The organism is Candidatus Nitrotoga arctica, from assembly GCF_918378365.1.
In the GTDB taxonomy this organism is placed as follows: domain Bacteria; phylum Pseudomonadota; class Gammaproteobacteria; order Burkholderiales; family Gallionellaceae; genus Nitrotoga; species Nitrotoga arctica.
In genome coordinates, this window is the sequence record NZ_OU912926.1 from 2,862,167 (window position 1) to 2,887,701 (window position 25,535).

The following is a 25,535-nucleotide window of genomic DNA, read 5'->3' on the forward strand; positions in this document are numbered from 1 at the left end:
TTAAGAAATTCGTCTTGCGTGAGACATGGTAAAATCTACTCTCACTTTTAAGTCTGACACTATGAACCGCACACCTCATCTAATTGAACGTTTGCTGGAACGACGCATCCTTATTTTGGACGGTGCGATGGGAACGATGATTCAGCAATACAAGCTGACCGAGGACCACTACCGCGGCGTAGTCGCACATGATGGCGATACCGAGCCTCGCCAGAGTTTCGCCGACCACCCGCTCGACCTCAAGGGTAATAATGATCTGCTGTTGCTGACGCAGCCGCAGATCATTCGTGGCATCCATGCAGAATACCTGGAAGCGGGGGCGGATATCCTTGAGACCAATACTTTCAACGCCAACTCCGTATCGATGGCGGATTACCAGATGGAGCATCTGGTATATGAATTGAACGTGGCTGGGGCAAAATTGGCGCGTGAGGTGTGTGACGAATACGAAATCCAAGTGCCGGGCAAGCCCCGCTTTGTGGCGGGCGTGTTGGGACCCACTACGCGTACCGCATCCATCTCACCGGACGTGAACGATCCCGGTTTCCGCAACATCAATTTCGATCAGCTGGTAGAAGGCTATACCGAAGCCATACGCGGTCTGCTGGATGGTGGAGCGGATCTACTGATGGTGGAAACCATTTTCGATACGCTGAACGCCAAGGCCGCCCTGTTCGCCATCGAGCAGTATTTTGATCTGCATAACGTGCGCGTTCCGATCATGATTTCCGGCACCATCACCGATGCTTCCGGGCGCACCTTGTCGGGCCAGACGACTGAAGCATTCTGGAATTCGCTGTCACATACCAAGCCGTTATCCATCGGCCTGAATTGTGCGCTGGGAGCGGAACTGATGCGCCCTTACGTCGAGGAATTGTCGCGCGTCGCCACCACTTATTTAAGTGCCCATCCCAATGCCGGCTTGCCCAATCCACTGTCGGAAACCGGTTACGACGAATCGCCGGAACATACCGCCATGCTGGTTAAGGAATTTGCCACCAGCGGCTTCCTCAACATCGCGGGCGGCTGCTGCGGTACCACGCCAGCGCACATCAAGGCGATTGCCGATGCATTAAAAGATATCCCACCGCGCCGCATTCCAGAGCTGGAAAAGAAGTGTCGGCTATCCGGGCTGGAGCCATTCAACATCGGCGATGATTCCTTATTCGTGAACGTCGGGGAGCGCACCAACGTTACCGGTTCCAAAATGTTTGCACGCCTCGTCCTCGCCGGCGATTACCCGACTGCCGTCAACGTGGCGCGGCAGCAAGTGGAAAATGGCGCACAGGTTATCGACATCAACATGGACGAAGCGATGCTGGATTCGCAGCTTGCCATGATGAAGTACCTCAACCTGATCGCATCGGAGCCGGATATTTCGCGTGTGCCGCTGATGATTGATTCGTCCAAGTGGTCGGTGATCGAAGCTGGATTGAAATGCGTACAGGGCAAGGCCATCGTCAACTCGATCAGCATGAAAGAGGGCGAAGCGGAGTTCATCAAATATGCCAAGTTGGTACGCCGCTATGGTGCAGCGGCAGTCGTGATGGCATTTGACGAACAGGGACAGGCCGATACGCAACAGCGCAAAATCGAAATTTGCCAGCGCAGCTATGACATTCTGGTGAATCAGGTCGGCTTTCCGCCGGAAGATATAATTTTCGACCCGAATATTTTCGCCATTGCCACCGGCATAGAAGAGCACAACAACTATGCGGTGGACTTCATTGATGCCACGCGCTGGATCAGGAAAAATCTGCCTTACGCAAAGATTAGCGGCGGCGTGTCCAATGTATCGTTCTCATTCCGTGGTAACGACGCGATGCGCGAGGCTATCCACACCGTGTTTCTCTATCACGCGGTGCAAGCTGGTATGAATATGGGGATCGTCAATGCCGGTCAGCTCGGCGTATATGATGAAATTCCCAAAGATTTGCGCGAGGCGGTGGAAGACGTAGTACTGAATCGCCGTCCCGATGCGGGCGAACGGCTGGTAGCGGTGGCGGAAAATGTGACAGGCGGCGCCAAGGTCCAAGTGGAAGATCTGGCGTGGCGACAGGGCACGGTGCAGGAACGCCTGACCCACGCGTTAGTGCGCGGCATTAACACCTATGTCGTGGAAGACACCGAGGAAGCGCGGTTACAGGCGACTTACCCGGTCGAGGTGATCGAAGGTGCACTGATGACCGGCATGAACGTGGTCGGCGACCTGTTCGGCGCGGGTAAAATGTTTTTGCCACAAGTGGTGAAATCCGCACGCGTGATGAAGCAAGCAGTGGCCCATCTGGTGCCCTTCATAGAGGCGGAAAAGGCGCGCTCCGGCGACAACAAACCCAAGGGCAAGATCGTCATCGCCACGGTCAAGGGTGATGTGCATGACATCGGCAAGAACATCGTCACGGTGGTGCTGCAGTGCAACAATTTCGAAGTTATCAACATGGGCGTGATGGTGCCATGCCAGAAAATTTTAGACACAGCGCGCGAGCACAACGCCGATATGATCGGCCTGTCCGGATTGATTACGCCCTCGCTGGAAGAGATGGCGTATGTGGCCAAGGAGATGCAGCGCCAAGGATTCACCATCCCGTTGCTGATCGGCGGCGCGACCACTTCACGCGTGCATACGGCAGTGAAAATCGAACCCAACTATACCAGCGGCGTGACCGTTTATGTGACGGACGCATCGCGTGCGGTGGGGGTGTGCAACAACCTGTTGAGCAGCACTTTACACGACACTTATGTGGCTGGCATAAAGGCCGACTATGCCAAGACACGCGAACTGCATGCCAACAAAAAACCTCAAGGTGCACGTTACAAACTGGCAGACGCGCGCGCGCATGGCCTGAAAACCGATTGGGCCAACTATACGCCGCCCAAGCCCAGCTTCATCGGTGTGCAGGCGCTCAGCGACTACTCACTGGCAGAGATCAGTTCCTACATTGACTGGACCCCATTCTTCCAGACTTGGGAACTGTCCGGGCGCTATCCGAAAATTCTCAATGATGAAGTAATCGGCGAAGCAGCACGCAATTTGTTCCACGATGCGCAGGCCATGCTCAAGCGCATCATCGACGAGAAGTGGTTAGGCGCAAATGCAGTGTTTGGCCTGTTTCCGGCCAACAGTGTAAATAGTGACGACATCGAGATTTACACTGATGAATCGCGAAGCCAGGTAGCGATGACCTGGCACAACCTGCGCCAGCAAATGGTCAAACCGGAAGACAAGCCCAACCTCAGTCTCGGCGATTTCATCGCGCCCAAAGAAAGCGGCGTGGCCGATTATATCGGCGCGTTTGCGGTTACAACCGGCATCGGCATTGATGAACGCGTGGCGGAATTCGAGAGCAAACATGACGACTACAACAGCATTCTGCTGAAAGCCTTGGCCGACCGACTGGCCGAAGCCTTTGCCGAACTGCTGCACGCCCGTATTCGACGCGAGTTCTGGGGCTATGCCACCGACGAACAGACCAGCACTGAAGATTTAATCAATGAAAAATATCGCGGCATCCGCCCTGCCCCGGGCTACCCGGCTTGCCCTGACCACACTGAGAAACATGCGCTGTTTGAACTGCTGGACGCACCCAACAAGGCCGGCATTACGCTGACTGAAAGTTTTGCCATGCTGCCGACTGCTGCAGTAAGTGGGTTTTATTTTTCGCATCCGCAATCGCAGTATTTTGCTACAGCAAAAGCAGACAAAGATCAGATAGAAGACTACGCACAGCGCAAGGGTCTAAGCCTTGAAGAAACCGAACGCTGGTTAGCTCCCGTGTTAAATTATGATGCTTAACAAAATGGCTTCAATATTTTGATCGCAACCCTGTTATTTAAGACTACGCTGAACAAGTCCGTTCGCGTTGAGCTTGTCGAAACGTACCAATTGAGAACCAATAAGTTACAAATGGCTTCGGCAGGCTCAGCCCGAACGGAGGGACTTATTCAGCAGCATTGCCTTAATTATTAACGCGACTAGGACCGCGCCATGCCTCACCCACTGTTGCTAACCACACTCCTGCTGATTGCTTCAAATGTGTTCATGACATTTGCCTGGTATGGACACCTCAAGAATTTCACCCATTCACCGTGGTACGTTGCTGCACTGGTGAGTTGGGGTATCGCACTATTCGAATACCTGCTGCAGGTGCCAGCCAACCGCATCGGCTATACCGAACTCAGCCTGGGACAACTGAAAATTTTGCAGGAAGTCATCACGCTGTCGGTATTCGTTCCTTTCGCCGTGCTATACATGGATCAGCCGCTGAAGCTGGACTATCTATACGCTGCACTGTGCCTGATGGGTGCGGTATTTTTTATTTTCAGGGCATAACATGCACATCCATATATTGGGTATCTGCGGCACCTTCATGGGCGGCATTGCAGTGCTAGCCAAGCAAGCAGGACATCGCGTCACCGGCTGCGATGCCAACGTTTACCCGCCAATGAGCACGCAACTTGAAGCGCAAGGCATAGAACTGATTGAAGGCTTCGGCCCGGAACAGATCACCCTACAGCCGGACATTTTCGTTATCGGCAATGTGGTATCTCGCGGAAATCCGCTCATGGAAGAAATTCTCAATCGCAATCTGCCCTACATCTCCGGCCCGCAGTGGTTGGCGCAAAATCTGCTACAGGATAAGTGGGTACTCGCAGTCGCAGGTACTCATGGCAAGACCACCACCACCTCAATGCTGGCGTGGATACTCGAATATGCGGGCTTGAACCCGGGTTTCCTGATCGGCGGTGTGCCGCAGAATTTTGGACTCTCTGCGCGCTTAACCGATACGCCTTTCTTCGTCATTGAAGCGGATGAATATGACACCGCCTTCTTCGACAAACGCTCCAAGTTCATTCATTACCGTCCGCGTACCGTCATCCTCAACAATCTGGAGTTCGATCACGCGGACATCTTTGCCGACCTCGCCGCCATCGAAATGCAATTCCACCATCTGGTGCGCACTGTGCCCGGCAATGGTCTGATAATCAGCAACGGCCGTGCCGATTCATTAAAACGCGTGATCAGCCACGGCTGCTGGACGCCTGTGGAATTATTTGCCTGTGCGGACGGCTGGAACATCGACGCAGATAATCGCGTAACTTTTAATGGCGAAGCGCACGGTGAACTGAAATGGGAATTGATGGGCGAGCACAACCGCTTGAACGCACTCGCCGCACTTGCCGCCGCCCGTCATGCCGGTGTGTCTGTAGTGGATGGACTAGCGGCATTGAGCGAATTTAAAAACGTCAAACGACGCATGGAAGTACGCGGTGTAGTAAACGGTATCACCGTGTATGACGACTTCGCGCATCACCCCACTGCGATTGCTACCACCGTGTCAGGGCTGCGCGACAAAGCAGGTAGCGCGCGCATACTGGCGGTGCTGGAGCCGCGTTCCAATACCATGAAACTAGGCGTGATGAAGAACGCTCTGCCCGACAGTCTCAAGAATGCCGACATGGTATTTTGCTACGATTTCAACCTCGGCTGGGACGCTCGCGCGGCTCTCGCTCCGCTAGGAGACAGGGCTATCATAAAAGACAATCTGAACGAACTGATTGCTGCCATTGCTGCCGCCGCTCGCCCCGGCGATAACGTACTAATCATGAGCAACGGCGGATTTGGCGGGATACATGAAAAGTTGTTGCAGCGGTTAGCCGATTTGTAATACCGGGCACATCTAAAAATTCAGAGTTTATACAGACTGCCTTAATAAGCTTGTAATTATTCACATGGTTATAAACCAACCCCATAAAATTTTTAGTGTTTTATTTGGGATTTCTTTACGTTAGGCATAATTGTTACGGAGAATCAACAATGAATAAATTTATGGCGTACACATTATTTTTACTTTTAGGTGGCTGTGCTATTACCAAGCCTGTCGCAGTTGTAAGTAAAGACGGTGTGATGAGAGGAACAGCCACATCAAGTTTATCTGGCGGCACTTTCAGGGTTTCAAATACTACAAAGGTTTGCTCTGGTTCTTACGACTCTCTCGACTCAAGCCCTACTATAACCATGATAGTTCAATGTGATGATGGTAAAAAAGGTTTTGCCATAGTTACCCGAGACCGTAGTGGCCTTTCTGGTCATGGCCGTGTTCGAATGAATGACGGAACTGAGGCAGATTTAATTTTTGGTGATGCAGCCGCGGGTTTCTAAAATGCCCATCTACCAAGCTGGACGTGCTAAAACGTGCCCCTAATGTCAAACTTTAGTCATGTGAAAGACCTCCGATGACATCGAACTCCCCAAGAACTTACACCCTTGATGCGGAGAAGCTGAAACTCAATGCCTACCGATTACTTTGCCTCTTCTATGCAAACACTGAGATCGCTCGCACGTCCGATCCCGAAGAACCAACCGACGCAGCGACTTCATTGGAGCGCCAGTTCTTTGCCCGCGAAATGACAGAACTTCTGCTGTCCATAGCAATTGGTATAAGAGTATTGGACGATCAGATGCTAAGTCTAGAACCAACCAACGATCTTCGAGTGAGTTATCTGGCGAAGAAAGAACAAGTAAACAAAGCCAGACACTGCATGATGTTCGATGAGATGCCGCTACGCGAAGTTTGCAACAAAATAATCCATGCAGTGGTCGTTGAACCTCACTCGACCGAAGGCACTGGCTCACATCAAATAGACAAATACAATTGGCAAGGATATTCCGAGGCAAAAGACCAGTCACCCGACGAAGAATGGGCGGAACCTGAGCCAGTCAAGTGGAATCATCTATCGGGCAACATTCGACTTGGTGGCTCGCGCAAAAAAGAACAATGGTGGCTGCTGTTAATGGTGCCTGAATTCGTTGAAGCGGTGTACGGCCTCGTGAATTAAAGGGTAGAAAACAAAATGGATGGGGTCAGATACCGTCTTGAAAGTCAAGATTGCAGCCGGCTTGAAGGTCCCTCGGATGAATGGTCTCCCTGCAGCATGCACTGCGAGACTTCGACTTCGAGCCAGGTGAGCCTAACCTGTTGTTCCTGCCGACCGCCTTCGGCGGCGGCTGAACGCCAACGTTGGGTCTATTGCTTTTGAACAAACGCTACTCCAAACCCTCTCAAAGGAAACTTCATGAAGACATACAAGAAATCCGATGCTGCCATCGCCAATCTGACACCGGAACAACGCCGCGTAACCCAGCAGGGCGGCACGGAACATTCAGGGACGGGTGCGTATCTTCACAATGACGAACCGGGCATCTATGTGGATATCGTGTCGGGGGAGCCGCTGTTTACGTCGTCGGATAAGTTCGAGTCGGGCTGCGGCTGGCCCAGCTTCACCAAACCCCTCGAACCCGCGCACATCAACGAACTGCGCGATATCAGCCATGGCATGATCCGTACCGAAGTCCGCTCGGTTCACGGCGACAGCCATCTGGGGCATGTGTTCCCGGACGGCCCGCAGGATCACGGTGGCTTGCGCTACTGCATTAATTCAGCCTCGCTGCGCTTTATCCACCGGGATGACATGGAGGCGGAAGGCTACGGCGAATATCTTAACCAGGTGGAGGATAAGTAATGGCACAGGAACGCGCAGTACTGGCAGGGGGCTGCTTTTGGGGTATGCAGGATCTGATCCGCAAGTTGCCGGGCGTGGAGAAAACGCGGGTGGGCTATACCGGCGGCGACGTGCGCAACGCCACCTACCGCAATCACGGCACACATGCCGAAGGTATCGAAATTTTCTTTAACCCAGCGGAAATTTCTTACCGCCGCATTCTGGAATTCTTCTTCCAGATACACGATCCGACGACGGCCAATCGGCAAGGCAATGACCAGGGTTCGTCCTACCGCTCAGCGATTTACTACGTCAACGACGTGCAGAAGCAGACCGCGCTCGATACGATTGCCGACGTGAACGCCTCAGGCTTGTGGCCGGGGAAGGTGGTTACCGAGCTGGCGCCTGCCGGTGATTTCTGGGAAGCCGAGCCCGAGCATCAGGATTATCTGAAGCATTTCCCCAACGGCTATACCTGCCATTACCCGCGCCCGAACTGGATGTTGCCAAAACGAACGGACAAATAATGGCCATGCTGGAGCCCGCATAAACGCACAGCCCCAGGATAGAGATTTGGCGATCGCTCAGGCTTACCTATTCAGTGCTTGTCGATGGCAGAGATCGGGGAGCATTTAATGACAGAGAGCGAGTGTCATTTCGAGGTACACCACATGACGGTAATTCGCGCGCCCATAAGGTCGCGGGTTTAACAAGTTTGGGGAGGCGGCAGATAAATGCAATACGTTAGTCCCCCTAATCCAATCACGTAGCGTCGTGCACTGATGATCACCCAAATGATCGCTTGAGGTTAGTAACGCTACGCGTTATTATACGTTTCATGACGATCAGAAGCTTCAAGTGCGAGGACACAAGAGCACTATTCCTCGGCCAACGAGTGCCAAAATGGATAAACATTGAACGATCAGCACTACGAAAACTAGAGCAACTCAATTGGTCCAACGTGCTGAATGATTTACGTGTACCGCCTGGAAACAAGTTCGAAGCACTCAAGGGCAACCGCAAAGGACAACACAGTATTCGAATCAATGATCAATGGCGCGTCTGCTTCATTTGGAATACCGATGGCGCAACTGAAGTTGAGATCGTAGACTATCATTAAAGGAAATATGATGCGTACGATTCCCCCGGTAACTCCAGGCGAAATGCTTGACGAAGAATTTCTTAAGCCTCTTGGCCTTACTAAGTACCGTTTAGCCAAAGATATTGGGGTTCCAGCTCAGCGAATTGGCGACATTGTCGCTGGCAAGAGGGCAATTACAGCCGATACCGATCTGCGTCTATGTCGGTACTTTGGTCTTAGTGATGGCTGGTGGTTGCGTGGGCAAGCCAACTACGACATGGCAATGGCACGCGAAACGATGGGCGAAACACTTGCAAAAATCCAACCCTGTGCGTTACTCACGGCCTGATAGACCAAAAACGAGTGGGGCCTAGCTATTTGCTCACCCTTGAGTGGATGCGGAAATTTTGCCTGTCCCCGCCAACTGGGTAAGAAAAACCTCCACATTACGCGCGCCCAAATTTTTCGGATGGCGCTTGTCATGAAAGAAAATAAAGCATTTAATCCAATCAAAATAAGTTTGCATCAGCGCGGATGCTGTAATGCTTGACCCGCAGCTTATTGCGCTCTTTGATGGCATTTTTTAAGGTGTCTACATTTACATTTACGTTAAGCCACAAAATTCACCTTACCCATTCACTACCATTATCGGAGAACCTATGACCCTAACCGTCTCGCCAGACTGCGATCTTGTTCTGTATACCCATCCTTGGTCACGAGGCCAGATAGCGCGATGGATGCTCGAAGAGACTGGAGCGAATTACAGACAGGTAATACTAGACTACGGAACATCCATGAAGTCACACGAATACCTTTCCATCAATCCAATGGGGAAGGTACCGACGATTACCCATCGTGGAAGCGTCGTCACGGAATGCGCCGCCATCTGTGCGTACTTGGCAGACGCCTATCCTTCCGCTAACCTGGCGCCATCAAACGCCGATCGAGCTAGCTACTACCGATGGCTTTTCTTTGCAGCAGGTCCACTTGAAGCGGCAATTACGGATCGTAGCCTGAAGGTCGCAGTCAGTGAAAAGCAGGAGCGAATGGTTGGTTACGGCAACTATGAACTTACCGTTGATGTCCTGGCTAAGGCGGTCAATTCGGCGCCCTACCTGGCCGGAGACTCCTTTTCCGCGGCCGATGTCTATGTGGGATCTCAAATTCTCTGGGGTACGCAGTTCGGCACGCTTCCCAAAAGGCCGGAGTTCGAGGAATACATCCAAAAACTGGTAGAGCGTCCAGCGTACAAAGCAGCGAAGGCAATTGATCTTGAGCTCGGTGCTGCACTTTCCAAGCAGCAGTTGCCGTGACGCGTGCGCTGTGGCCACAATCAAACATTGAAGTGAATCGCCATGCAAACCTACCTTGAGCCAACGCAAGAATCCGGTCGAGCCTTGTTCATGCGAGGCATCGCTGGAAGCGTTGTGATGTTGAATCTCCTGCGCTACCGAGCCGTCGCCGACTACTCGGCAACGCCACAACTTGCACCTCCTACGCCTATCACCGGGGAGGCCGCCTACCGCCTCTATATGGAACACACCATGCCGCATCTTGAGAAGTCCGGCGGCAAGCTGCTGTTCTTCGGGCGTGGCGGAGGCTTCCTCATCGGGCCGAGCGACGAGCGCTGGGACGCTGCAATGCTGGTACAGCAATCCAGCCTAACCTCATTTATGGCATTCGCATCCAACGCGGAATATCTTGGCGGCATGGGTCACCGCACTGCGGCCCTCGAAGACTCTCGTTTGTTGCCCCTTGAAGAGAGCGGCTGGTGACGTGGCATAACCCTTCGCACAAGCGGACAGTCACCGGCAAGCCGGTGCCTGCCGATTAGCTCAAACATTAGGCGGCAAAGAAACAGAAGTGAAAGAATGACGACGCCTTTCAGAAAATACTGATTATTAACTTTGCTACGGAGAGAAAACCAGTGAAGACGCTTGCATATTTGAACGGCGATAAAATGCCCATCTTGGGCCTTGGCACCTGGAAGTCAGCGCCTGGTCAGGTTGGTGACGCAGTGAGGGAGGCGATTCGTATTGGGTATCGGCACATCGATTGCGCCATGCTTTACGGCAATGAGGTGGAGATTGGCGACGCAATTCGCGAGGCGATTAAGGAAGGCCAAGTCACGCGCAAAGAACTTTGGATCAGTTCCAAGCTATGGTGCAATTCTCATGGTCGCGATAACGTTGAAAGTGCGCTCAAGAAATCCCTCCATGATCTCGGTCTCGCTTACCTCGATCTTTACCTGATCCATTGGCCCATTCCGCTCAAGCCCAGCGCCGTTTTTCCAAGCTCTGCTGCGGATTTTGAGCAACCTGCGGAGGTTCCGATCCGATCGACGTGGGAGGGAATGGAGGCCGCGGTCAACGCGGGACTGACGCGCCACATCGGCGTTTCCAACTTCTCTGTCAAAAAGCTTCGCGATCTCCTCACTCACTGCAAGATCAAGCCGGAGGTCAATCAGGTGGAACTCCATCCCCTGCTCCAGCAACCCGAACTCGTGGCGTACTGCGCTTCACAGGGCATCCACATGACCGCCTGGGCGCCGCTCGGCTCATCGGATCGGCCTGATTTTGTCAAAGCGCCGGATGCGCCGACGTTACTCGACAACCCAGTGATTCAGTCGATCGCTCAAGGTCGCGCTTGCACACCCGCCCAGGTCTTGCTCGCCTGGCACGTGCAGCGAGGGATTTCGGTTATTCCGAAATCGGTTAACCCGTCGCGACTTAATGAGAATCTCGCGGCAGCAGAGATCGAGCTCAGCCAGGAAGATATGCAACGCATCGCTGACCTAGATCAAAACCACCGCCTGATTGATGGTTCGTTCTGGGTCATGGAGGGTGGCCCTTGGACCGTCCAAACGATTTGGGACACACCGTGAGTACAACGCGTAAGAGCCTGTTCACGATCTTCGCAGCAGCAGAACCAGGAAGGCAAGGTGGATGAATTGCAGGCTGGTATTGAGTTTGCGTTCGCAGTTCTTCCATAGCCGTCTGCATTTCTCCAACCATGCGAAGCTGCGCTCAACCACCCAACGCTTTGGGATGACGGCGAAGGTGTGCAGTTCGTTGCGCTTGGCGATCTGCACCGATGCCCCCAGTATTTCATCGACTGCCAACGCAAATGGTCGACCTACATAACCACCGTCAGCCAGAATACGTTGTACCTGCGCAAGGCCTGGTTTGCACCGTGCCATCGCCTGCAAGATACCTTTCCGATCAGTGACCTCAGCGGTGGTCACCGCAACTGCATGCGGTAGTCCTTGGGTATCCACCGCAATGTGGCGCTTGATTCCAGAGATCTTCTTGCCTGCGTCATAACTCTTCTGACCCGCCGTGTCCGTGTTCTTCACGCTCTGCGCGTCCACAATCAATAGCGTCGGCTGTGCGTTGCGCCCCTGTCTCGTACGGGCCACGCCAACTTGATTTTTTTAACGCCCGCTCCAGCAGGCTCATTCCTTCCTCGTCCTGCTCACTCCACTTGGCAAAGTAGGAGTGCACCGTGCGCCATTTCGGAAACTCCCTCGGTAGCATTCGCCACTGGCAGCCGCTCTTGAGCAGGTACAGTACCGCGCTCCAGACCTCATATAAGTCCACCGTGCGGGGCTTGGTACGCTTGCGCGCCCCTTCCAGCAAGGGCCTAATTTGCTCGAACTGCTCGCGGCTGATGTCGCTTGGGTATTTTTTCTTGCGCATTCGGACATTGTCTCGGATTTCAGCAAGATCGTGAACAGGCTCTAACATCTCATTCCACGGACGGCTTTAAGCCGCCCGTGACTTGAAGCGTTAGCCCTCCTCAATCCGTCTCGTGAGGCGTCATGTCAAAAAAGCCGAATCCGATCGCCGTCACCGCTGCCGAAGTACCGGCCCGCAGTAAGTCATCGGTCTACCCCGAGCCATTCGCGTCACGCATGGTGGGCAGAGAGAAGCACCAGCTTGGCGAAGTCTTCGGCCTTACAAACTTCGGCGTAAACCTTACGCGTTTAGCTCCCAATGCAGTTTCGGCTCTTCGCCACGCCCACAGCAAGCAAGACGAGTTCGTCTACATACTTCAAGGGCGGCCTACGCTACACACAGACGAAGGTCGGAGCCAGCTCTCTCCAGGAATGTGCGCAGGTTTCAAGGCTGGCACGGGCAACGGACACCGCCTCATAAATGAAACCACTGAGGAAGTCGTTTACCTCGAAGTCGGCGACAGAACGGCGGGAGACGAAGGCAGCTATCCAGATGACAATCTCAAGGCCGTGCTACTGGAAGGAATGTGGAAGTTTGTTCACAAAGACGGAACGCCCCATGAGTGAGGCAGAGCGCATCGAATGAGGACTCTCTTAAGAAACACCTCCCAACCAACTGATTTTAAAAAGTAGAGTTAAGCGGGCTGTTCATTGACGACGAGTTTCATCCCCATTTTTTCAGCGCGCTGGGCTAGTTGCCGCAACACTCTTTCGCGATAGCGTTCTTCGTAGTAGTCCTGCCCTTGGTCGGTATACTCTTCACCTTTGGTAAGCATGGTGTAAATCAGGCGTGCCAACTTGTGCGCGGCGGCGGTTACGGCTTTAGGTTTGTCCATGCGCCCGCACATCCTGCGGAAATATGCGCCCAGCGCCGACTGGCTGCTGCGCAATGCTGCTGCGGCCAATCTCAAGGCTTGGGCCGCCCGGTTGGCTACGCGCTTGGTCTTGCCGCTCATCACTTTGCCTCCGGTAATCTTGGTGCCGGGGCATAGCCCCAGCCAACTCGCGAAGTGCCCTGCCGTGGGGAAGCGCGACATGTCCGCCCCGGTCTCGGAGATCACCGCAAGCGCGGTGGTGACGTCGATGCCGTCGATGCGCGTAAGATCAACTCCGCACATCCTGAACAATTGCGTGCGCAGATCAAACTTCGGCGCGTTGCGGGCGCGACCACGCTTCTTTCCCTTCGCTGGTTCGCCGTCATGAACTTGCAGGCTTTGCAATTGCCCCTCGATCTCACGGTCGCACTCGGCTAGCTGTGTGCCGATGAAATCGAACATATCCAGCGCTTGCTTGAGCGCAAACAGATGCTCTGCGCGCCAGTTGCCTTGCAGGCTTTTTGCGATTTCGTCAGCGGTAGCGCGAATGCGCACATTCTTCATTGCGGCCAGCACTTGACCGTCGCGCTCGCCAGCGACAATGGCGCGCAGAATCTTTTGCCCCGTCTCGCCGACCACGTCCGAGATGACGTTGGTGAGCTGGATGTTCATCTGCGTGAGCGCCTTTTGCATGCGCTGCACATGCGTGCCCTGGCTTCTCAAAAGCATCCCGCGCTGGCGCCATAGAGAGCGCAATACGCACACGGCTTCGGTAGGACGAAATGCGCCGCGAAGCAAACCGTAGGTCATGAGTTGCTGCAACCATTGGCAGTCCAGCACGTCAGACTTGCGGCCCGAGACATTTTTGACGTGGCGCGCATTGACCAGAAACACTTTGAAGCCGCGCGATTCCAGAAGCTCGAACAAAGGGATCCAGTACACGCCCGTGGATTCCATCGCGACCGTGTCCACCCCGCAAGCGTCGAGCCAGTCGGCCAAGGCGTTGAGGTCAACCGTAAAGCTCGAAAACTCCCGGACAGGCTCGTCGTCCCTGTCCGGCGGCACAGATACGTAATGGGACGAACTACCGATATCGACTCCAGCCGCATGGGGATGGGTGATCGTTAAAGGCTCTCTGGATTTGCCGGGTTTGATACTGATTTTTTGCTTGCGTTGCACCATGATTATCTCCATCATTCGTTTTGGAATGTGGTGCCACATCGGGTACGTCGTCAAGCTCACTCTCTTAAACGGGATATCGGCCAAGCGTCCCAACAACGCCAAGCCAATTCATCAATGTCGATGACGTCACCCATGACCACGCTAACCCTCGGGCAATATGCACCATTGCTATTCCGGTCTTCCGTGGCACCTCATTCCACTTTGCCACATTCGGAGAGCGACGTGTTTCTTCGGCGCGATTTGCGGCACGGGGCCGATTACTACGCTAACCCTTCATTCAACGGGGCACCTACCGGCGCCCGTTAATTCAAACGTTGAGGCTGTAGAAAAACCTGAATTCGCTTAAATATTGACCTCCTTATCAGCCATAATTCCATTACGAAATAAAACTAGAGTGGATGCGATATGGCGCGATTCAAACCGATACACAAAGGCTTAAAACTTCTGCCAGTCGACTTTGAACGGCAAATCATTCCCGGCAGTTTTGAATACGCGTTATGCCATCTGGTCGATCATGAACTCGATCTTTCCGCCTTCCATGTCCGCTATAAGAATGATGTCGATGGCGCATCTGCCTTCGATCCGGCAGTGCTGATCAAGATAATTCTGTTGGCCTACAGCCGAGGGATCATCAGCAGTCGCAAGATAGAAGCAGCGTGCCGCGAGAATGTGCTGTTTATCGCCGTCTCGGGAGACAGCCAGCCGCACTTCACTACGCTTGCGGCCTTTATCTTGGACATGGGCGATACAGTCGCCAAACTGTTTGCCCAGGTCCTGCTCATTTGCGACCGCCAGGGCTTGATCGAGCGCGAGATGTTTGCCATTGATGGCGTCAAACTCGCGGCCAATGCCAGTAAAGCGAAATCAGGTACCCGGGCCGATTACCACCGCCAAGTCGAAAGAATGGAGATCGCAGCCAAACAAATGTTGGAGAAGCACCATAGCGCCGACTGTGCACCAACAGATGACGCATTAGCAAAGCGCGAAGCCAAGAAGCTGGAACGCCTGCAAAAGGGAGCGCAGCTGTTGCGCGACTGGCTCAGGAAGAACCCGGGAGATCGCAAGGGAAGTAAAGGCAGCATTCGCTTATCCAATCTCACCGACAACGAGTCGGCCAAAATGGCCACCAGCAAAGGCGTGATCCAAGGCTATACCGGTGTGGCGGCAGTCGATGAGAAGACACAAATCATCGTCGATGCGCAGGCGCAGGGCACGGGCTCGGAGCAAGAGCTGCTGCTGCCGGTAATCAAAGCCACTGCGGCATTACGCAACGTCGACACGGTGATCACCGCCGATGCGGGCTATCACTCACAAGCCAATCTCAAAGCCCTGGCCGAGCAAGAAATCAATACCTATATACCAGACAACGGTTATCGCAAGCGTGATGAACGCTATGCCGATCAATACGTGCATGCTGCCAAGCCTGACCCGCTATGGAACAAGACCAAAGAAGCAAAAAACCCCAAGTGTTTCATGTCTACCGATTTCCACCTGGCAGAAGATTACTCCCACTGCGTTTGCCCAGCGGGCAAACGGCTGTATAGCAATGGATCCGATTGCACCATCAATATGGGTATGCGGCGATGAAATTTGCGGGTGCCAAACAAGATTGCGTACCGTGCAAGCGACGTAAGGAATGCCTACGCACACCCGAAAAGACGCATACGCGGCAAGATGCTCTACTCATCGCAAGTCCGGAGTACGCCCACGGCGTGACAGGCGTCATGAAAAATGCCCTCGACTGGATGGTTAGTTGTGAGGCTTTCATCCACAAGCCTGTCGCACTATTGAACGCTTCGCCAAGAGCCGTACACGCTCAGGCTGCCTTAAAAGAAACGCTCATTGTCATGTCCGCGTCCTTCCTCGAAGACGCATCCATCACAGTGCCAATCCTCGGCTCAAATCTCAGTGAAGATGAAATCGTTCTTCACCCCAACATCTCTGCCTCACTCATCTCGGCACTTGTTGCATTGCGTACCGCTGTTGTTACCGCGCGCATCGAAGCAGCGGCAACCTTTTCCATTGGTGCCTGAAAAAATGATGCCCAATCCGGCAGTCACCGGACTGCCCAAAAGCGCCATGAACGATCAAAGACTTGCATTCCCAACTCAGGAAAAGTGGGAAGCCTGGCTTGAGACAAATGTTTGAATTTTGCGATATTTATAAACCAACCCGATAAAATTTTTAATGTTTTGTTGGGATCGACTTTAGGTTAGGCCTTTCACGGAGAAATATGAGCGCCCTTATTATTCGTCAAGCGGTATTGTCTGATCTTGAAGCACTTGTGCTGCTTTTTGATGATTATCGAAAGTTCTACGGTCGTGCTAGCGATATTCACGCCGCAAAAGAGTTTTTATTGGCTCGCTTCAATCATTGCGAGTCGGTTTTATTCATCGCGTATGAAGACAATATTCCTATCGGCTTTACCCAGCTTTATCCCGGCTTTTCATCGGTGTCACTTGCTCGAATATTTGTACTCAATGCTCTTTTTGTGTCTGAGCACGCGCGCAGAAAAGGGGTTGCATCAAAACTAATGTCCGCTGCCGTTGAGCTTGCCCAAACTTCAGGTGCTGTTCGTGTCTCGTTATCAACAGCAACGACCAACGAAACTGCTCAAGCTCTCTATCAATCCGTCGGCTGGAAGCGCGATGAGCAATTCTTTGTCTATCACTATGCTATCCCGGCATAGCCAGGTGCTCAAAAACCTCTTTCCCGACGATTTCAGCCGAGAATTTTCCCCCTGAAGTGCTCCCATTTCAACATAAATAAGATGAAAATAACGTGCTCGTGGCAGGCGCGCTCGATGTTGTGGCTGCTACTGATACTCAGGTGATCCATGGCATAGACGAAAGTACCGAGTAAAAGTTGCCTTTGCAGATCAACAGCAAGCAACCAGATGCAGAGGCCAATGTGTTTGTAGCGCGCATATCTATCTTCCAAATTTTACATTTCGTTTGATCTTGAAATTTGTTTTGGTTCACGGCACGATGCGGGTATAAAGATACTTTTTCTGTAGCTTCATCAGCCAAGACACTCCACATACCAACAGGAGATATTCCATGAGTGACAAAAAGAAACTCACCACGAATGCCGGTTGCCCGGTCGCCCACAACCAGAACGTAATGACGGCGGGCCCGCGCGGCCCGCAATTGCTGCAAGATGTTTGGTTTCTTGAAAAGCTTGCACACTTTGATCGCGAGGTCATTCCAGAGCGACGTATGCATGCAAAGGGTTCGGGGGCGTATGGCACATTTACGGTCACACACGATATTACAAAATATACCCGGGCAAAAATATCCTCTTCGGTTGGTAAAAAAACTGAGTTGTTCGCCCGCTTCACCACGGTAGCAGGTGAGCGCGGCGCGGCTGATGCCGAACGCGATATTCGCGGCTTTGCTGTGAAGTTCTACACGGAAGAAGGAAACTGGGACTTGATAGGCAACAACACGCCTGTGTTTTTCTTGCGCGATCCGCTTAAATTCCCAGATCTGAATCATGCTGTGAAGCGCGACCCGCGCACTAATCTCCGCAGCGCGAAAAATAACTGGGATTTCTGGACTTCATTACCGGAGGCACTGCACCAAATTACCATAGTCATGAGTGATCGAGGAATTCCAGCGACCTATCGGCATATGCACGGCTTTGGTAGCCACACCTTCAGCTTTATCAGTGCACAGAACGAGCGTCATTGGGTGAAGTTTCACCTGAAATGCCAACAGGGAATCAAAAACTTGAGCGACACCGAAGCGGCGGCTCTCGTTGGCAAGGATAGAGAAAGCCATCAGCGCGACCTCTATGAAAGCCTTGAGAAAAATTATTTTCCGAAGTGGACAAAGTACGTTCAGATCATGCCGGAAAAGGATGCAGCCACCGTTCCATATCACCCGTTTGATCTCACCAAGGTATGGCCGCACAAAGACTATCCGCTAATTGAAGTGGGCGTAATGGAACTGAACCGCAATCCAGAGAATTTCTTTGCTGAAGTCGAGCAATCGGCGTTTAATCCGGCCAACATCGTGCCTGGCATTGGGTTCTCGCCAGACAAAATGTTGCAAGGCCGTCTGCTTTTCTACGGTGATGCGCAGCGTTACCGTCTAGGCGTCAATCACCATCTTATTCCGGTCAATGCGCCGCGTTGCCCCGTACATAGCTACCACCGTGATGGAGCCATGCGTGTTGATGGCAATCACGGCAGTACGTTGGGCTATGAGCCAAATAGTTCTGGCGAATGGCAGGAGCAGCCGGATTTTAGTGAGCCTCCACTTGCCCTGAATGGTGCTGCAGATCACTGGAACCATCGCGAAGATACAGATTACTACTCGCAGCCTGGTGCTCTGTTGGTTGATGACACCCACACAGCAACAGGTGTTGTTTGAAAACACCGCGCGTTCCATTGGTGGTGCACCGCGCGATATCCAAATTCGCCATATCGGTAACTGCCTCAAGGCCGACCTTGCCTATGGTGCGGGTATAGCTCAGGCATTGGTTATTTCATTGAGTAAAGTGCCAAAGTAAAACGTATTGACTAACAAGGTGTGCCAGCGGACGTGCTCACGAAGCGACCACGTCCGCTAAATTCACCTGCCTTACCTTTTCTGCACTCCTCGCTTAGGTTTGTTTTCCTTTAATTTATTGGGCTGCCTAATTCTATTTTTACCGGCGACACGGAGGAGACGAAGAAATTTTGGACATTCAAAATGATTTGGCGCCTTGCAGACCGCTGCGTGACGAAGCCCATCACGCATAGACGCTAGCTCTTCAATTGTTCTATCCAACTCATCTGCCTTGGCTAAAAGCAGTGCTCTATTAATATCAAGCCCTTCAGCAGTAAACATTTCACCAATCTCATCAAGCGAAAAACCAGCGCTACGCCCCAAAGATATTAAAGCCAGCCGCTCTATAACATTGGCGCTGAACAGACGGCGCAAACCATTTCGACCAGTTGACTGAATCAGTCCTTTTTCTTCATAAAATCGTAACGTCGAGGCAGGTAATCCAGATGCCTTTGCGACCTCAGCTATATCCATTATTCCACCTGACGAAATTAATACTTGACTTCAAGTCGACTTGAGCTTGTATCCTAGCTCACTACACAACTTGGCACAACAATTAAGCCGTCAAGTTAGTGGGATGTTATTTATACCTGAAGAATTTAAGGAGACGATATGAACGCAAATTTTTGGCATCAAAAATGGGTCGAGGTGATATTGGTTTTCATAAAAGTGAGGCAAACTCGTTACTCATCGAACATTTTGAAAAATTAAATCTGGCAAAAGGCAGTCGAGTATTCCTGCCGTTGTGCGGCAAGTCACGTGATTGTGAATGGTTGCTTGCCTCTGGTTATCGAGTTGTTGGCGCAGAGTTAAGCGAACTCGCCATTACCGAGTTGTTTAAAGAACTTGGCTTAGAGCCGAAAATCTCCAAAGTCGGTGAATTGACCCGCTACAGTGCTAAAGATATCGACATGCTAGTGGGGGATGTTTTTGATGTGTCGGCTGAATATCTTGGGCCCATAAACGCGATATACGATCGCGCGGCTTTAGTTGCATTGCCTGCTTTCATACGACAGCAATATACGTCACACCTGATGAACATAACTAATGCAGCGCCGCAGCTGCTGATCTCTTATGAATACAACCAACTGCTAATGGATGGCCCACCGTTTTCAGTTAATGAGAACGAAGTAAAGCAACATTATGGTGCGACTTACCAATTGAAGTCTGTTGACACCAAAAATGTCACGGGCGGATTGAAAGGGAAAGTTGTGGCAACGGAGACCGTTTGGTTGCTCCAAAAAATCAATAAATAGGGAATATATATGCCGAATATTGAATGGATAGTGTTGTACATGGTGTTGGGTGCCTGTGTGGGTTTTATGGCGGGCTTTCTAGGGCTTGGTGGAGGTGGAATACTGGTTCCTTTGCTGGCATCCATTTTTATTTACCAGGGTATGAGCATAGATAGCGTCATTCATTTGGCATTAGGAACGTCATTGGCTTGCATGATTATTTCTTCATCAGCAAGCATCCGTGCACATGCTTCTCGAGGCGCCGTTGTGTGGCCGGTCGTTCGCGGAATGGCACCCGGGATTATTCTGGGTGCCTTTCTGACTGCACAGGTTGCTGCCCACATTAACTCAACCACCATTGCCCTATTTTTTGCGCTGTTCATGGCACTGATCGCAGTGCAAATGTTTTTTAATTGGCAACCGAAACCTAGCCAAAAACCGATAAGCTTTCGCGGATTAATTGTTGCCGGAGTGGGGATCGGATCGGTATCAGCGCTTGCAGCAGTGGGTGGCGGCTTTCTCACCGTTGTCTACTTGGGCTATAAGAATGTAGACATGAAAAAAGCCATTGGCACTTCAGCCGCCATTGGATTTCCCATTGCTATCACGGGTACTATTGGCTACATGATGAGCGGCTGGTCTAAAACATTGAGCGATCCCTATACTCTTGGATACATTTATGTGCCAGCATTTTTAGCAATATCGATTGCCAGCTTTATTACGGCTCCCTATGGCGCTCGCTACTCCCATAGGTTGCCTGAGGCTTATTTGAAAAAGATATTCGCTGCTATCTCGCTGGTTTTGAGTATCAAGATGCTAATCTCGTTTGTTCAATTTTGAACTAAGAATTCGGGCATTCTTTGGGAGTATTTTGATAATATTTAAATCAAATACATATCAAAGTTCAGCAAGGGAAAAGCAAGCAGCATATCGTGAACCTTTCCGGGTGCAGTTAGACAGCAAGGCGATTGCAGATTCAAGTTTGGATGACAACTTTATTTGCCTGCCAACCCTAACCAACCACGAACCTCCCCTGAAGTAGCTAATGGCCGTCCGTAGACCCGTGCGAGTTCTGCCAGCCAGTTCACCAACCCCAAATTGGTTGCAGCAGTTCGGGTAACTGGATCTTGCCACAAGTTATCCTCCAAGCCGATGCGTACACCAGGAGCGAGGACGCATCCCAGGCCCATCGCCGACTTCTGGAATTTTCCAATGCCTGCCAGCGCCCATATGGAGTCGGGGGGCAACTGCTGCACCAGAGCGGCAATATCCGAAAAAGCCACCTGCGCCCCAGCGATATTACCAAGCAGCAAGTTGAAGTAAAACGGGGGGGTGATGAGTCCTTCAGCGATCATTACCTTGGCAAAATTAATCATGCCCAGGTCAAACACCTCCAGCTCCGGTCGGATACCGCGTTCCAGCATACGCTTTGCAAGGAAACGGATAGTATCGGGAGGATTCACGCTTGCGCCTTGGACAAAATTAAGGGAGCTAAGAGTCAGGCTTGCCATGTCCGGTTTTGCAGCCCCCGTCAAATTGAGTACTGCGGCTCGTTGCTCCGATGTTTGTCCATGTCGACCGCTGGTGCTAACACATAGCACTAAGTCCCGACCCTCTGGTGTGGCGCGCAAGGCAGAAATCAAAGTCTGAAAGCGGCTGGCATCGGCACTCGGCTTGCCCGCCTCATCTCTCACATGCAGATGAACCATCGACGCGCCGGCTCGAGCACACTGAATAACGTCTTCCAGAATCGCGGCTTCGCTAACGGGCAGATGGGGATTTTTGCCTTCAGCGGCGACTGCACCCGTTGGTGCAAGATTAATAATTAGCGGGAGTGCGGCTGGATTCATAATGGTTACGCTTTACAGATTTTTCGGTAACGGATGTCGCCGAGCTGGCACGCCTAGATACAGGCCATCCGGCTCGGTATCTGCCGTGACAAGCGCGCCCGCCGCAATAATACAGTGCGGCGCAACTTTTACGCCATCACGAATAGTACTGTTCAGCCCAAGAAAGCAACGCTCGCCTACCATGGCACCCCCTGCCACTATGGCATGGGCCGCCAGGAAAACATGGTTGCCGATAATGGCATGGTGAGAAACATTGCAGCCGTTGCGCAAGATGCAATTATTCCCAATACGGGCAAAGGGCTGTATGTTTGCCGCTTCATAGATCATAGAGTTTTCGCCGACTTGTAAATCAGGCCAGACCAGTGCTCGAGACGACACATAGGTGACAAAAGAGTAGCCCCGCGCCTTTCCTTCAGCATACTTGGCCGCACGTAGACCATTACAGTCGGTCCAGCCTAGCGAAATTAACAAGGCGTAATCTTCTGGCGGAAAATATTGTTCCAGGTGATCAAAGGGAACAACGGGCAAGTCATGCAAGGTTGAAGTGCGACACCAAGCAGCATCCACTGTAAAACCCATCACCGCATGGGGACTATCGTGGGTGAGCACATAATATGCCAAGCTGGCAAATTGCTCCGCTCCAAAAATCACAACCTTCTTGTGTCTCTTCTGCTGACTTTGCTCCGCGCTCAAAAAAACCTCCTGCCTTACTACATTGATTGTTTAACGATATTACAAATAAATTCGACTTCTTCCTTTTGCAGACCCATAAATAATGGCAGACAGAGAACACGCGAAGAAATACCTTCTGAAACCGGACAAGCTCGTTTTAGCTCTTGCCTTAAATAAGGCAGAGTATTAAGCGAAGGAGAGAAGTAACGTCGTGGGCCAATGCCGTTATCCAATAGCGCTTGGCGTACCCGTATCATGACATGATGCAAAGAGAAAATGACCGGGTAGAAGGCATAATTGTATTCGAAACCAACTGGAGGTACAGGCCGTTGCAAAGAGCAGCCTTCTAGTTGTTTGTCGTACCAGCCTGAGCACTCTTTTCGAGAAGCAATGATATCGCCCACCTTGGGTAATACACAAAGCCCCATCGCCGCATGCAGTTCGGACATCTTTGCGTTGATGCCAATATCCAGATAGTCCTCTTCACCGATGTGGCCAAACTTTTTCATGAGAAAAATGCGCTTGATTACTTCCGAGTCCTTGCAGACCACTGCGCCCCCCTCGGCCGTGTGAAACAACTTTGTGGCATGGAAACTCAAAGCGCTGCAATCTCCGTGAACCAAAAGTGATTCGCCAAAAAGCTTCACTCCAAAAGCGTGAGCCGCATCGTAAACAATTTTGAGATTGTATTGATCAGCGAGTTGCTGAATTTTCACCACATCACATGGATAACCATAGACATGAGTAGCCAGAATCGCGGAGGTTTTCTTGGTAATAGCGGCTTCGATTAAATCGGGGTTGATACAGAAAGTATCGGTTTCAATATCCACGAAAATCGGCTCACAACCCTCCCATAAAATTGAACTCGTTGTGGCGACATAACTGTAAGGCGTAGTGATGATTTCGCCTTGCAATCCGAGCGCTTTGATGGCCAGTTGGATTGCAAGCGTGCCATTTGCAACCAGTTCAAGATGGGGTACACAAAGAAAGCTTGCCACATTGTCGGCCAACCGTCGACATAGAGAACTGTTGTTGGTGAGATAACCATCTTCCCAGATCTGTTCAAGGTAAGAATTATATTCATCCAGGGGTGGGATATAGGACTTCGTAACCGGGATTATGGGGGCTGGATATTTTTTGCTCACGAGACAGGAGGTTCTTTCTTGTTCAGTGGATTGGTGGCAGGGTCTTAAGGTCAAATTATCGGGCTAAATAATGGGGCTAAACGCGATAAGCAGCAAGCAAGTCATCCCGATTTATTTGCATGCGCATCAACTGTACCGTATAAGAAACCCGCAAAAAGTTGCAAAGTTTCCGCATCGATTCGAAATTTTTAATAAAATCGCCACCGTTGGACGGGCGGAGACAGGCTGCCCGGAAGGAAAGGATGAGGCAACCAAAGTGTGTCTTCTCCACATGGAAAAGGCTTGGCCGAGAGTAAGTCCCGCCTAAACCGTCGATGCAACCCCAAGCGCAGCCAGACGCCCTGAAGATTGCGAATACTCTGTATGGTGACCTGCCGGATTTCAGGGTCACGCTGAAGCTGGCCCGGGTGAATACGGAAACGACTCAATTCATCGCGCAAATAGACCGCCTCCCCTCTAAGCAGAATGGTCGACCACATACTCATGTCGATGACGCCACTGCCGACCACGCCGTCGAAACAGAAGTAATCCGGCTTGCCATCCAGCAGATCAGCCTTGCGGAACAGGGTTGTGCTCGGCTCGCCTACCACATTAAGTCCGGCCATGAGCATGGCGTTGGCGAGAGACAGTCCATTAATGGACATATCGTGATCCACGATAGGGCGGGTCGCCGGCTGATCGGGTAGCCGATTGCCCGCTTCGTCAATGCGCTCGCGGTATGAGGTCGCCAAGACAATATCCGGGACTTGACGGAAGGCGTCGAGTAAACGCTCAACACAATCTTGCACCAGGATATCGTCGTCGTTGAGGTACTTGATGAACTCGCCGGTGGCCAGCTCGAAACATTTTTTGTAGTTGCCTCGCCCTTTCAGGCGAGTGGGATTGCGCTCATAGCGTAGGGGCCGGATTCGACCGAGGCGGCCGGCAATTTCTTCAATCTCCGGCCCGGAGGAATCGTCGCAGACGATGATCTCCATGTTTTCATAGGTCTGAGCTATGGCACTTTCCAGACACTTCTCGAAGAAACGCGGTGAATAGGCTGGTATCAACAGCGAAACCCGAGGGGAACCGAACACCCTTCGCTCAGGCTTACGAAAATCTATGAATGTCTCGTCCGGTTGAGGAATGGGAAACGTTGGCGTGACACTATCTATCTCATCCTGCAGGGTTGAGTCCGACAACAACTTAAATCCAACCAACTTTGCCAAATGCGGGATGTCTTGGCCTCCGTGCACTCCCGTATTAGAAATCATAAAACGCGCGACTCCACCGGGATGAAGAATCCGCCTGACTTCGCAGAGCAAAAAAAACACATCCTCCAGAGTAGTCAATTTGGAATAGTGGTAAACCAAGGCAGGTATGGCACGGTCATCAAATGGCAAAGGAAGTGTCAGGGGATCCTTCAGCAACAATACCTCATTCATGAGTTTTCCAGATGCATTTTTTGTGTAGATAGCTGGCACAGTTCCTATGGAAAGCAGGTGTCTGGCCGGAAGGTGTCGGATAGCGATTGCTTCGATTTCGAGCGTATATCATTTAATATTGAAATGTGATTGGAGATTTGAAGAGAGTCGCCACAGGATATGACCACCACTAATAATTATAAAGATGCTAGTCTCATTTGTTCAATATTTGTTCAATATTCACCATTCAAGAGATGCTTGCGGAGGATAATAAATCAGTTATCACCTGGCAGTGAAGCGCAACCCACAAGGGAGATATTCCAGGTTTCCCGGCCACAGGCAAATAACGTCAAGAGGACGGGA

Annotated in this window: 25 protein-coding genes and 2 pseudogenes; 18 read left to right on the forward strand and 9 right to left on the reverse strand. The window is 51.7% G+C overall.

Features of this window, described 5'->3' with window-relative positions:
• Positions 1–25 precede the first annotated feature (25 nt).
• The 9 genes from metH (at position 26) to MKZ32_RS13075 (ending at position 8,930) form a co-directional block, all read left to right on the forward strand.
• A complete protein-coding gene (metH, locus tag MKZ32_RS13035; protein WP_239797664.1) occupies positions 26–3,793 on the forward strand; it encodes a methionine synthase in 3,768 nt (1,255 codons plus the stop codon).
• Between the two features lie 192 nt (positions 3,794–3,985).
• Complete coding sequence (locus MKZ32_RS13040; RefSeq protein ID WP_239797665.1) at positions 3,986–4,330, forward strand: DMT family protein; 345 nt, start codon at positions 3,986–3,988, stop codon at positions 4,328–4,330.
• A gap of 1 nt (position 4,331) precedes the next feature.
• Positions 4,332–5,666 carry a UDP-N-acetylmuramate:L-alanyl-gamma-D-glutamyl-meso-diaminopimelate ligase gene (mpl, locus tag MKZ32_RS13045; protein WP_239797666.1) on the forward strand — a complete coding sequence of 445 codons (1,335 nt, stop codon included), beginning with the start codon at positions 4,332–4,334 and terminating at the stop codon, positions 5,664–5,666.
• A gap of 149 nt (positions 5,667–5,815) precedes the next feature.
• On the forward strand, positions 5,816–6,160 hold the full coding sequence (locus MKZ32_RS13050) for a cupin domain-containing protein (protein ID WP_239797667.1): 345 nt from the start codon (positions 5,816–5,818) through the stop codon (positions 6,158–6,160).
• 74 nt (positions 6,161–6,234) lie between these two features.
• The gene (locus tag MKZ32_RS13055; RefSeq protein ID WP_239797668.1) at positions 6,235–6,837 is read left to right on the forward strand and encodes a hypothetical protein; all 603 of its coding nucleotides are present in this window, start codon (positions 6,235–6,237) and stop codon (positions 6,835–6,837) included.
• Between the two features lie 237 nt (positions 6,838–7,074).
• Entirely contained in the window at positions 7,075–7,521 is a 447-nt protein-coding gene (msrB, locus tag MKZ32_RS13060) for a peptide-methionine (R)-S-oxide reductase MsrB (RefSeq protein WP_239797669.1), read from the forward strand.
• The gene (gene msrA, locus MKZ32_RS13065) at positions 7,521–8,027 is read left to right on the forward strand and encodes a peptide-methionine (S)-S-oxide reductase MsrA (protein WP_239797670.1); all 507 of its coding nucleotides are present in this window, start codon (positions 7,521–7,523) and stop codon (positions 8,025–8,027) included. The genes msrB and msrA overlap by 1 nt, the downstream gene beginning before the upstream one ends.
• A 311-nt stretch (positions 8,028–8,338) precedes the next feature.
• Complete coding sequence (locus tag MKZ32_RS13070) at positions 8,339–8,620, forward strand: type II toxin-antitoxin system RelE/ParE family toxin (RefSeq protein ID WP_239797671.1); 282 nt, start codon at positions 8,339–8,341, stop codon at positions 8,618–8,620.
• 7 nt (positions 8,621–8,627) lie between these two features.
• A complete protein-coding gene (locus MKZ32_RS13075; RefSeq protein WP_239797672.1) occupies positions 8,628–8,930 on the forward strand; it encodes a HigA family addiction module antitoxin in 303 nt (100 codons plus the stop codon).
• Between the two features lie 33 nt (positions 8,931–8,963).
• Here the strand turns inward: MKZ32_RS13075 and MKZ32_RS15775 are convergent, their stop codons facing one another.
• Positions 8,964–9,161, reverse strand: coding sequence for a phage integrase N-terminal SAM-like domain-containing protein (locus tag MKZ32_RS15775; RefSeq protein WP_420887745.1), 198 nt, complete (start codon positions 9,159–9,161; stop codon positions 8,964–8,966).
• Between the two features lie 79 nt (positions 9,162–9,240).
• Here MKZ32_RS15775 and MKZ32_RS13080 point away from each other — a divergent pair, with 79 nt between their 5' ends.
• From MKZ32_RS13080 to MKZ32_RS13090, 3 genes are all read left to right on the forward strand, one after another.
• The gene (locus MKZ32_RS13080; RefSeq protein ID WP_275584299.1) at positions 9,241–9,894 is read left to right on the forward strand and encodes a glutathione S-transferase family protein; all 654 of its coding nucleotides are present in this window, start codon (positions 9,241–9,243) and stop codon (positions 9,892–9,894) included.
• 42 nt (positions 9,895–9,936) lie between these two features.
• Positions 9,937–10,356 carry a DUF1330 domain-containing protein gene (locus MKZ32_RS13085; RefSeq protein ID WP_239797673.1) on the forward strand — a complete coding sequence of 140 codons (420 nt, stop codon included), beginning with the start codon at positions 9,937–9,939 and terminating at the stop codon, positions 10,354–10,356.
• Positions 10,357–10,508: 152 nt separating this feature from the next.
• Positions 10,509–11,465: an aldo/keto reductase gene (locus MKZ32_RS13090; RefSeq protein ID WP_239797674.1), complete on the forward strand. Its 957-nt coding sequence runs from the start codon at positions 10,509–10,511 to the stop codon at positions 11,463–11,465.
• 21 nt (positions 11,466–11,486) lie between these two features.
• Here MKZ32_RS13090 and MKZ32_RS13095 read toward each other — a convergent pair.
• Positions 11,487–12,279, reverse strand: a protein-coding gene (locus MKZ32_RS13095) for an IS5 family transposase (protein ID WP_239795800.1) whose coding sequence is annotated in 2 segments (ribosomal slippage) — positions 11,487–12,009 and positions 12,008–12,279 — 795 coding nt in all. Because the reading frame shifts where the segments join, the coding sequence is not laid out codon by codon here.
• A 215-nt stretch (positions 12,280–12,494) separates the two neighbouring features.
• Here MKZ32_RS13095 and MKZ32_RS13100 point away from each other — a divergent pair.
• On the forward strand, positions 12,495–12,884 hold the full coding sequence (locus MKZ32_RS13100) for a cupin domain-containing protein (protein ID WP_275584300.1): 390 nt from the start codon (positions 12,495–12,497) through the stop codon (positions 12,882–12,884).
• A gap of 68 nt (positions 12,885–12,952) precedes the next feature.
• Here MKZ32_RS13100 and MKZ32_RS13105 read toward each other — a convergent pair whose 3' ends face one another.
• The gene (locus MKZ32_RS13105; RefSeq protein ID WP_239795878.1) at positions 12,953–14,314 is read right to left on the reverse strand and encodes an IS110 family RNA-guided transposase; all 1,362 of its coding nucleotides are present in this window, start codon (positions 14,312–14,314) and stop codon (positions 12,953–12,955) included.
• 405 nt (positions 14,315–14,719) lie between these two features.
• Between MKZ32_RS13105 and MKZ32_RS13110 the strand changes: the two are divergent.
• Both MKZ32_RS13110 and MKZ32_RS13120 read left to right on the forward strand, forming a co-directional pair.
• Positions 14,720–16,347 (forward strand): annotated as a pseudogene (locus MKZ32_RS13110) (transposase).
• 200 nt (positions 16,348–16,547) lie between these two features.
• Positions 16,548–17,003, forward strand: a complete 456-nt coding sequence (locus MKZ32_RS13120; protein WP_239797678.1) for a GNAT family N-acetyltransferase — start codon at positions 16,548–16,550, stop codon at positions 17,001–17,003.
• 32 nt (positions 17,004–17,035) lie between these two features.
• Here the strand turns inward: MKZ32_RS13120 and MKZ32_RS13125 are convergent, their stop codons facing one another.
• Positions 17,036–17,254, reverse strand: coding sequence for a hypothetical protein (locus MKZ32_RS13125; protein ID WP_239797679.1), 219 nt, complete (start codon positions 17,252–17,254; stop codon positions 17,036–17,038).
• Positions 17,255–17,373: 119 nt separating this feature from the next.
• Here MKZ32_RS13125 and katE2 point away from each other — a divergent pair.
• Positions 17,374–18,829: pseudogene (katE2, locus tag MKZ32_RS13130) on the forward strand (catalase KatE2).
• Between the two features lie 71 nt (positions 18,830–18,900).
• Here the strand turns inward: katE2 and MKZ32_RS13135 are convergent.
• A complete protein-coding gene (locus MKZ32_RS13135) occupies positions 18,901–19,341 on the reverse strand; it encodes a helix-turn-helix domain-containing protein (protein WP_239797680.1) in 441 nt (146 codons plus the stop codon).
• A 164-nt stretch (positions 19,342–19,505) separates the two neighbouring features.
• Between MKZ32_RS13135 and tmpT the strand changes: the two genes are divergently transcribed.
• Complete coding sequence (tmpT, locus tag MKZ32_RS13140) at positions 19,506–20,123, forward strand: thiopurine S-methyltransferase (protein WP_320412271.1); 618 nt, start codon at positions 19,506–19,508, stop codon at positions 20,121–20,123.
• Positions 20,124–20,132: 9 nt separating this feature from the next.
• Entirely contained in the window at positions 20,133–20,942 is an 810-nt protein-coding gene (locus tag MKZ32_RS13145; protein WP_239797681.1) for a sulfite exporter TauE/SafE family protein, read from the forward strand.
• Between the two features lie 155 nt (positions 20,943–21,097).
• On the opposite strand, the gene MKZ32_RS13150 is transcribed toward MKZ32_RS13145, so the two are convergent.
• The 4 genes from MKZ32_RS13150 to MKZ32_RS13165 form a co-directional block, all read right to left on the reverse strand.
• Complete coding sequence (locus MKZ32_RS13150) at positions 21,098–21,952, reverse strand: beta-keto acid cleavage family enzyme (protein ID WP_239797682.1); 855 nt, start codon at positions 21,950–21,952, stop codon at positions 21,098–21,100.
• Between the two features lie 12 nt (positions 21,953–21,964).
• Positions 21,965–22,645 carry an acetyltransferase gene (locus MKZ32_RS13155; protein WP_239797683.1) on the reverse strand — a complete coding sequence of 227 codons (681 nt, stop codon included), beginning with the start codon at positions 22,643–22,645 and terminating at the stop codon, positions 21,965–21,967.
• Between the two features lie 17 nt (positions 22,646–22,662).
• Positions 22,663–23,769 carry a DegT/DnrJ/EryC1/StrS family aminotransferase gene (locus tag MKZ32_RS13160; RefSeq protein WP_239797684.1) on the reverse strand — a complete coding sequence of 369 codons (1,107 nt, stop codon included), beginning with the start codon at positions 23,767–23,769 and terminating at the stop codon, positions 22,663–22,665.
• 188 nt (positions 23,770–23,957) lie between these two features.
• Entirely contained in the window at positions 23,958–25,193 is a 1,236-nt protein-coding gene (locus MKZ32_RS13165) for a glycosyltransferase family 2 protein (protein WP_239797685.1), read from the reverse strand.
• Positions 25,194–25,535 lie beyond the last annotated feature (342 nt).

Bases quoted from the DNA above. Each gene is read 5' to 3' on its own strand.
- metH (WP_239797664.1), top strand. From the start codon at position 26: ATGGTAAAATCTACTCTCACTTTTAAGTCTGACACTATGAACCGCACA.
- MKZ32_RS13040 (WP_239797665.1), top strand. From the start codon at position 3,986: ATGCCTCACCCACTGTTGCTAACCACACTCCTGCTGATTGCTTCAAAT.
- mpl (WP_239797666.1), top strand. From the start codon at position 4,332: ATGCACATCCATATATTGGGTATCTGCGGCACCTTCATGGGCGGCATT.
- MKZ32_RS13050 (WP_239797667.1), top strand. From the start codon at position 5,816: ATGAATAAATTTATGGCGTACACATTATTTTTACTTTTAGGTGGCTGT.
- MKZ32_RS13055 (WP_239797668.1), top strand. From the start codon at position 6,235: ATGACATCGAACTCCCCAAGAACTTACACCCTTGATGCGGAGAAGCTG.
- msrB (WP_239797669.1), top strand. From the start codon at position 7,075: ATGAAGACATACAAGAAATCCGATGCTGCCATCGCCAATCTGACACCG.
- msrA (WP_239797670.1), top strand. From the start codon at position 7,521: ATGGCACAGGAACGCGCAGTACTGGCAGGGGGCTGCTTTTGGGGTATG.
- MKZ32_RS13070 (WP_239797671.1), top strand. From the start codon at position 8,339: ATGACGATCAGAAGCTTCAAGTGCGAGGACACAAGAGCACTATTCCTC.
- MKZ32_RS13075 (WP_239797672.1), top strand. From the start codon at position 8,628: ATGATGCGTACGATTCCCCCGGTAACTCCAGGCGAAATGCTTGACGAA.
- MKZ32_RS15775 (WP_420887745.1), bottom strand. From the start codon at position 9,161: ATGCCATCAAAGAGCGCAATAAGCTGCGGGTCAAGCATTACAGCATCC.
- MKZ32_RS13080 (WP_275584299.1), top strand. From the start codon at position 9,241: ATGACCCTAACCGTCTCGCCAGACTGCGATCTTGTTCTGTATACCCAT.
- MKZ32_RS13085 (WP_239797673.1), top strand. From the start codon at position 9,937: ATGCAAACCTACCTTGAGCCAACGCAAGAATCCGGTCGAGCCTTGTTC.
- MKZ32_RS13100 (WP_275584300.1), top strand. From the start codon at position 12,495: ATGGTGGGCAGAGAGAAGCACCAGCTTGGCGAAGTCTTCGGCCTTACA.
- MKZ32_RS13105 (WP_239795878.1), bottom strand. From the start codon at position 14,314: ATGGTGCAACGCAAGCAAAAAATCAGTATCAAACCCGGCAAATCCAGA.
- MKZ32_RS13120 (WP_239797678.1), top strand. From the start codon at position 16,548: ATGAGCGCCCTTATTATTCGTCAAGCGGTATTGTCTGATCTTGAAGCA.
- MKZ32_RS13135 (WP_239797680.1), bottom strand. From the start codon at position 19,341: ATGGATATAGCTGAGGTCGCAAAGGCATCTGGATTACCTGCCTCGACG.
- tmpT (WP_320412271.1), top strand. From the start codon at position 19,506: ATGGGTCGAGGTGATATTGGTTTTCATAAAAGTGAGGCAAACTCGTTA.
- MKZ32_RS13145 (WP_239797681.1), top strand. From the start codon at position 20,133: ATGCCGAATATTGAATGGATAGTGTTGTACATGGTGTTGGGTGCCTGT.
- MKZ32_RS13150 (WP_239797682.1), bottom strand. From the start codon at position 21,952: ATGAATCCAGCCGCACTCCCGCTAATTATTAATCTTGCACCAACGGGT.
- MKZ32_RS13165 (WP_239797685.1), bottom strand. From the start codon at position 25,193: ATGAATGAGGTATTGTTGCTGAAGGATCCCCTGACACTTCCTTTGCCA.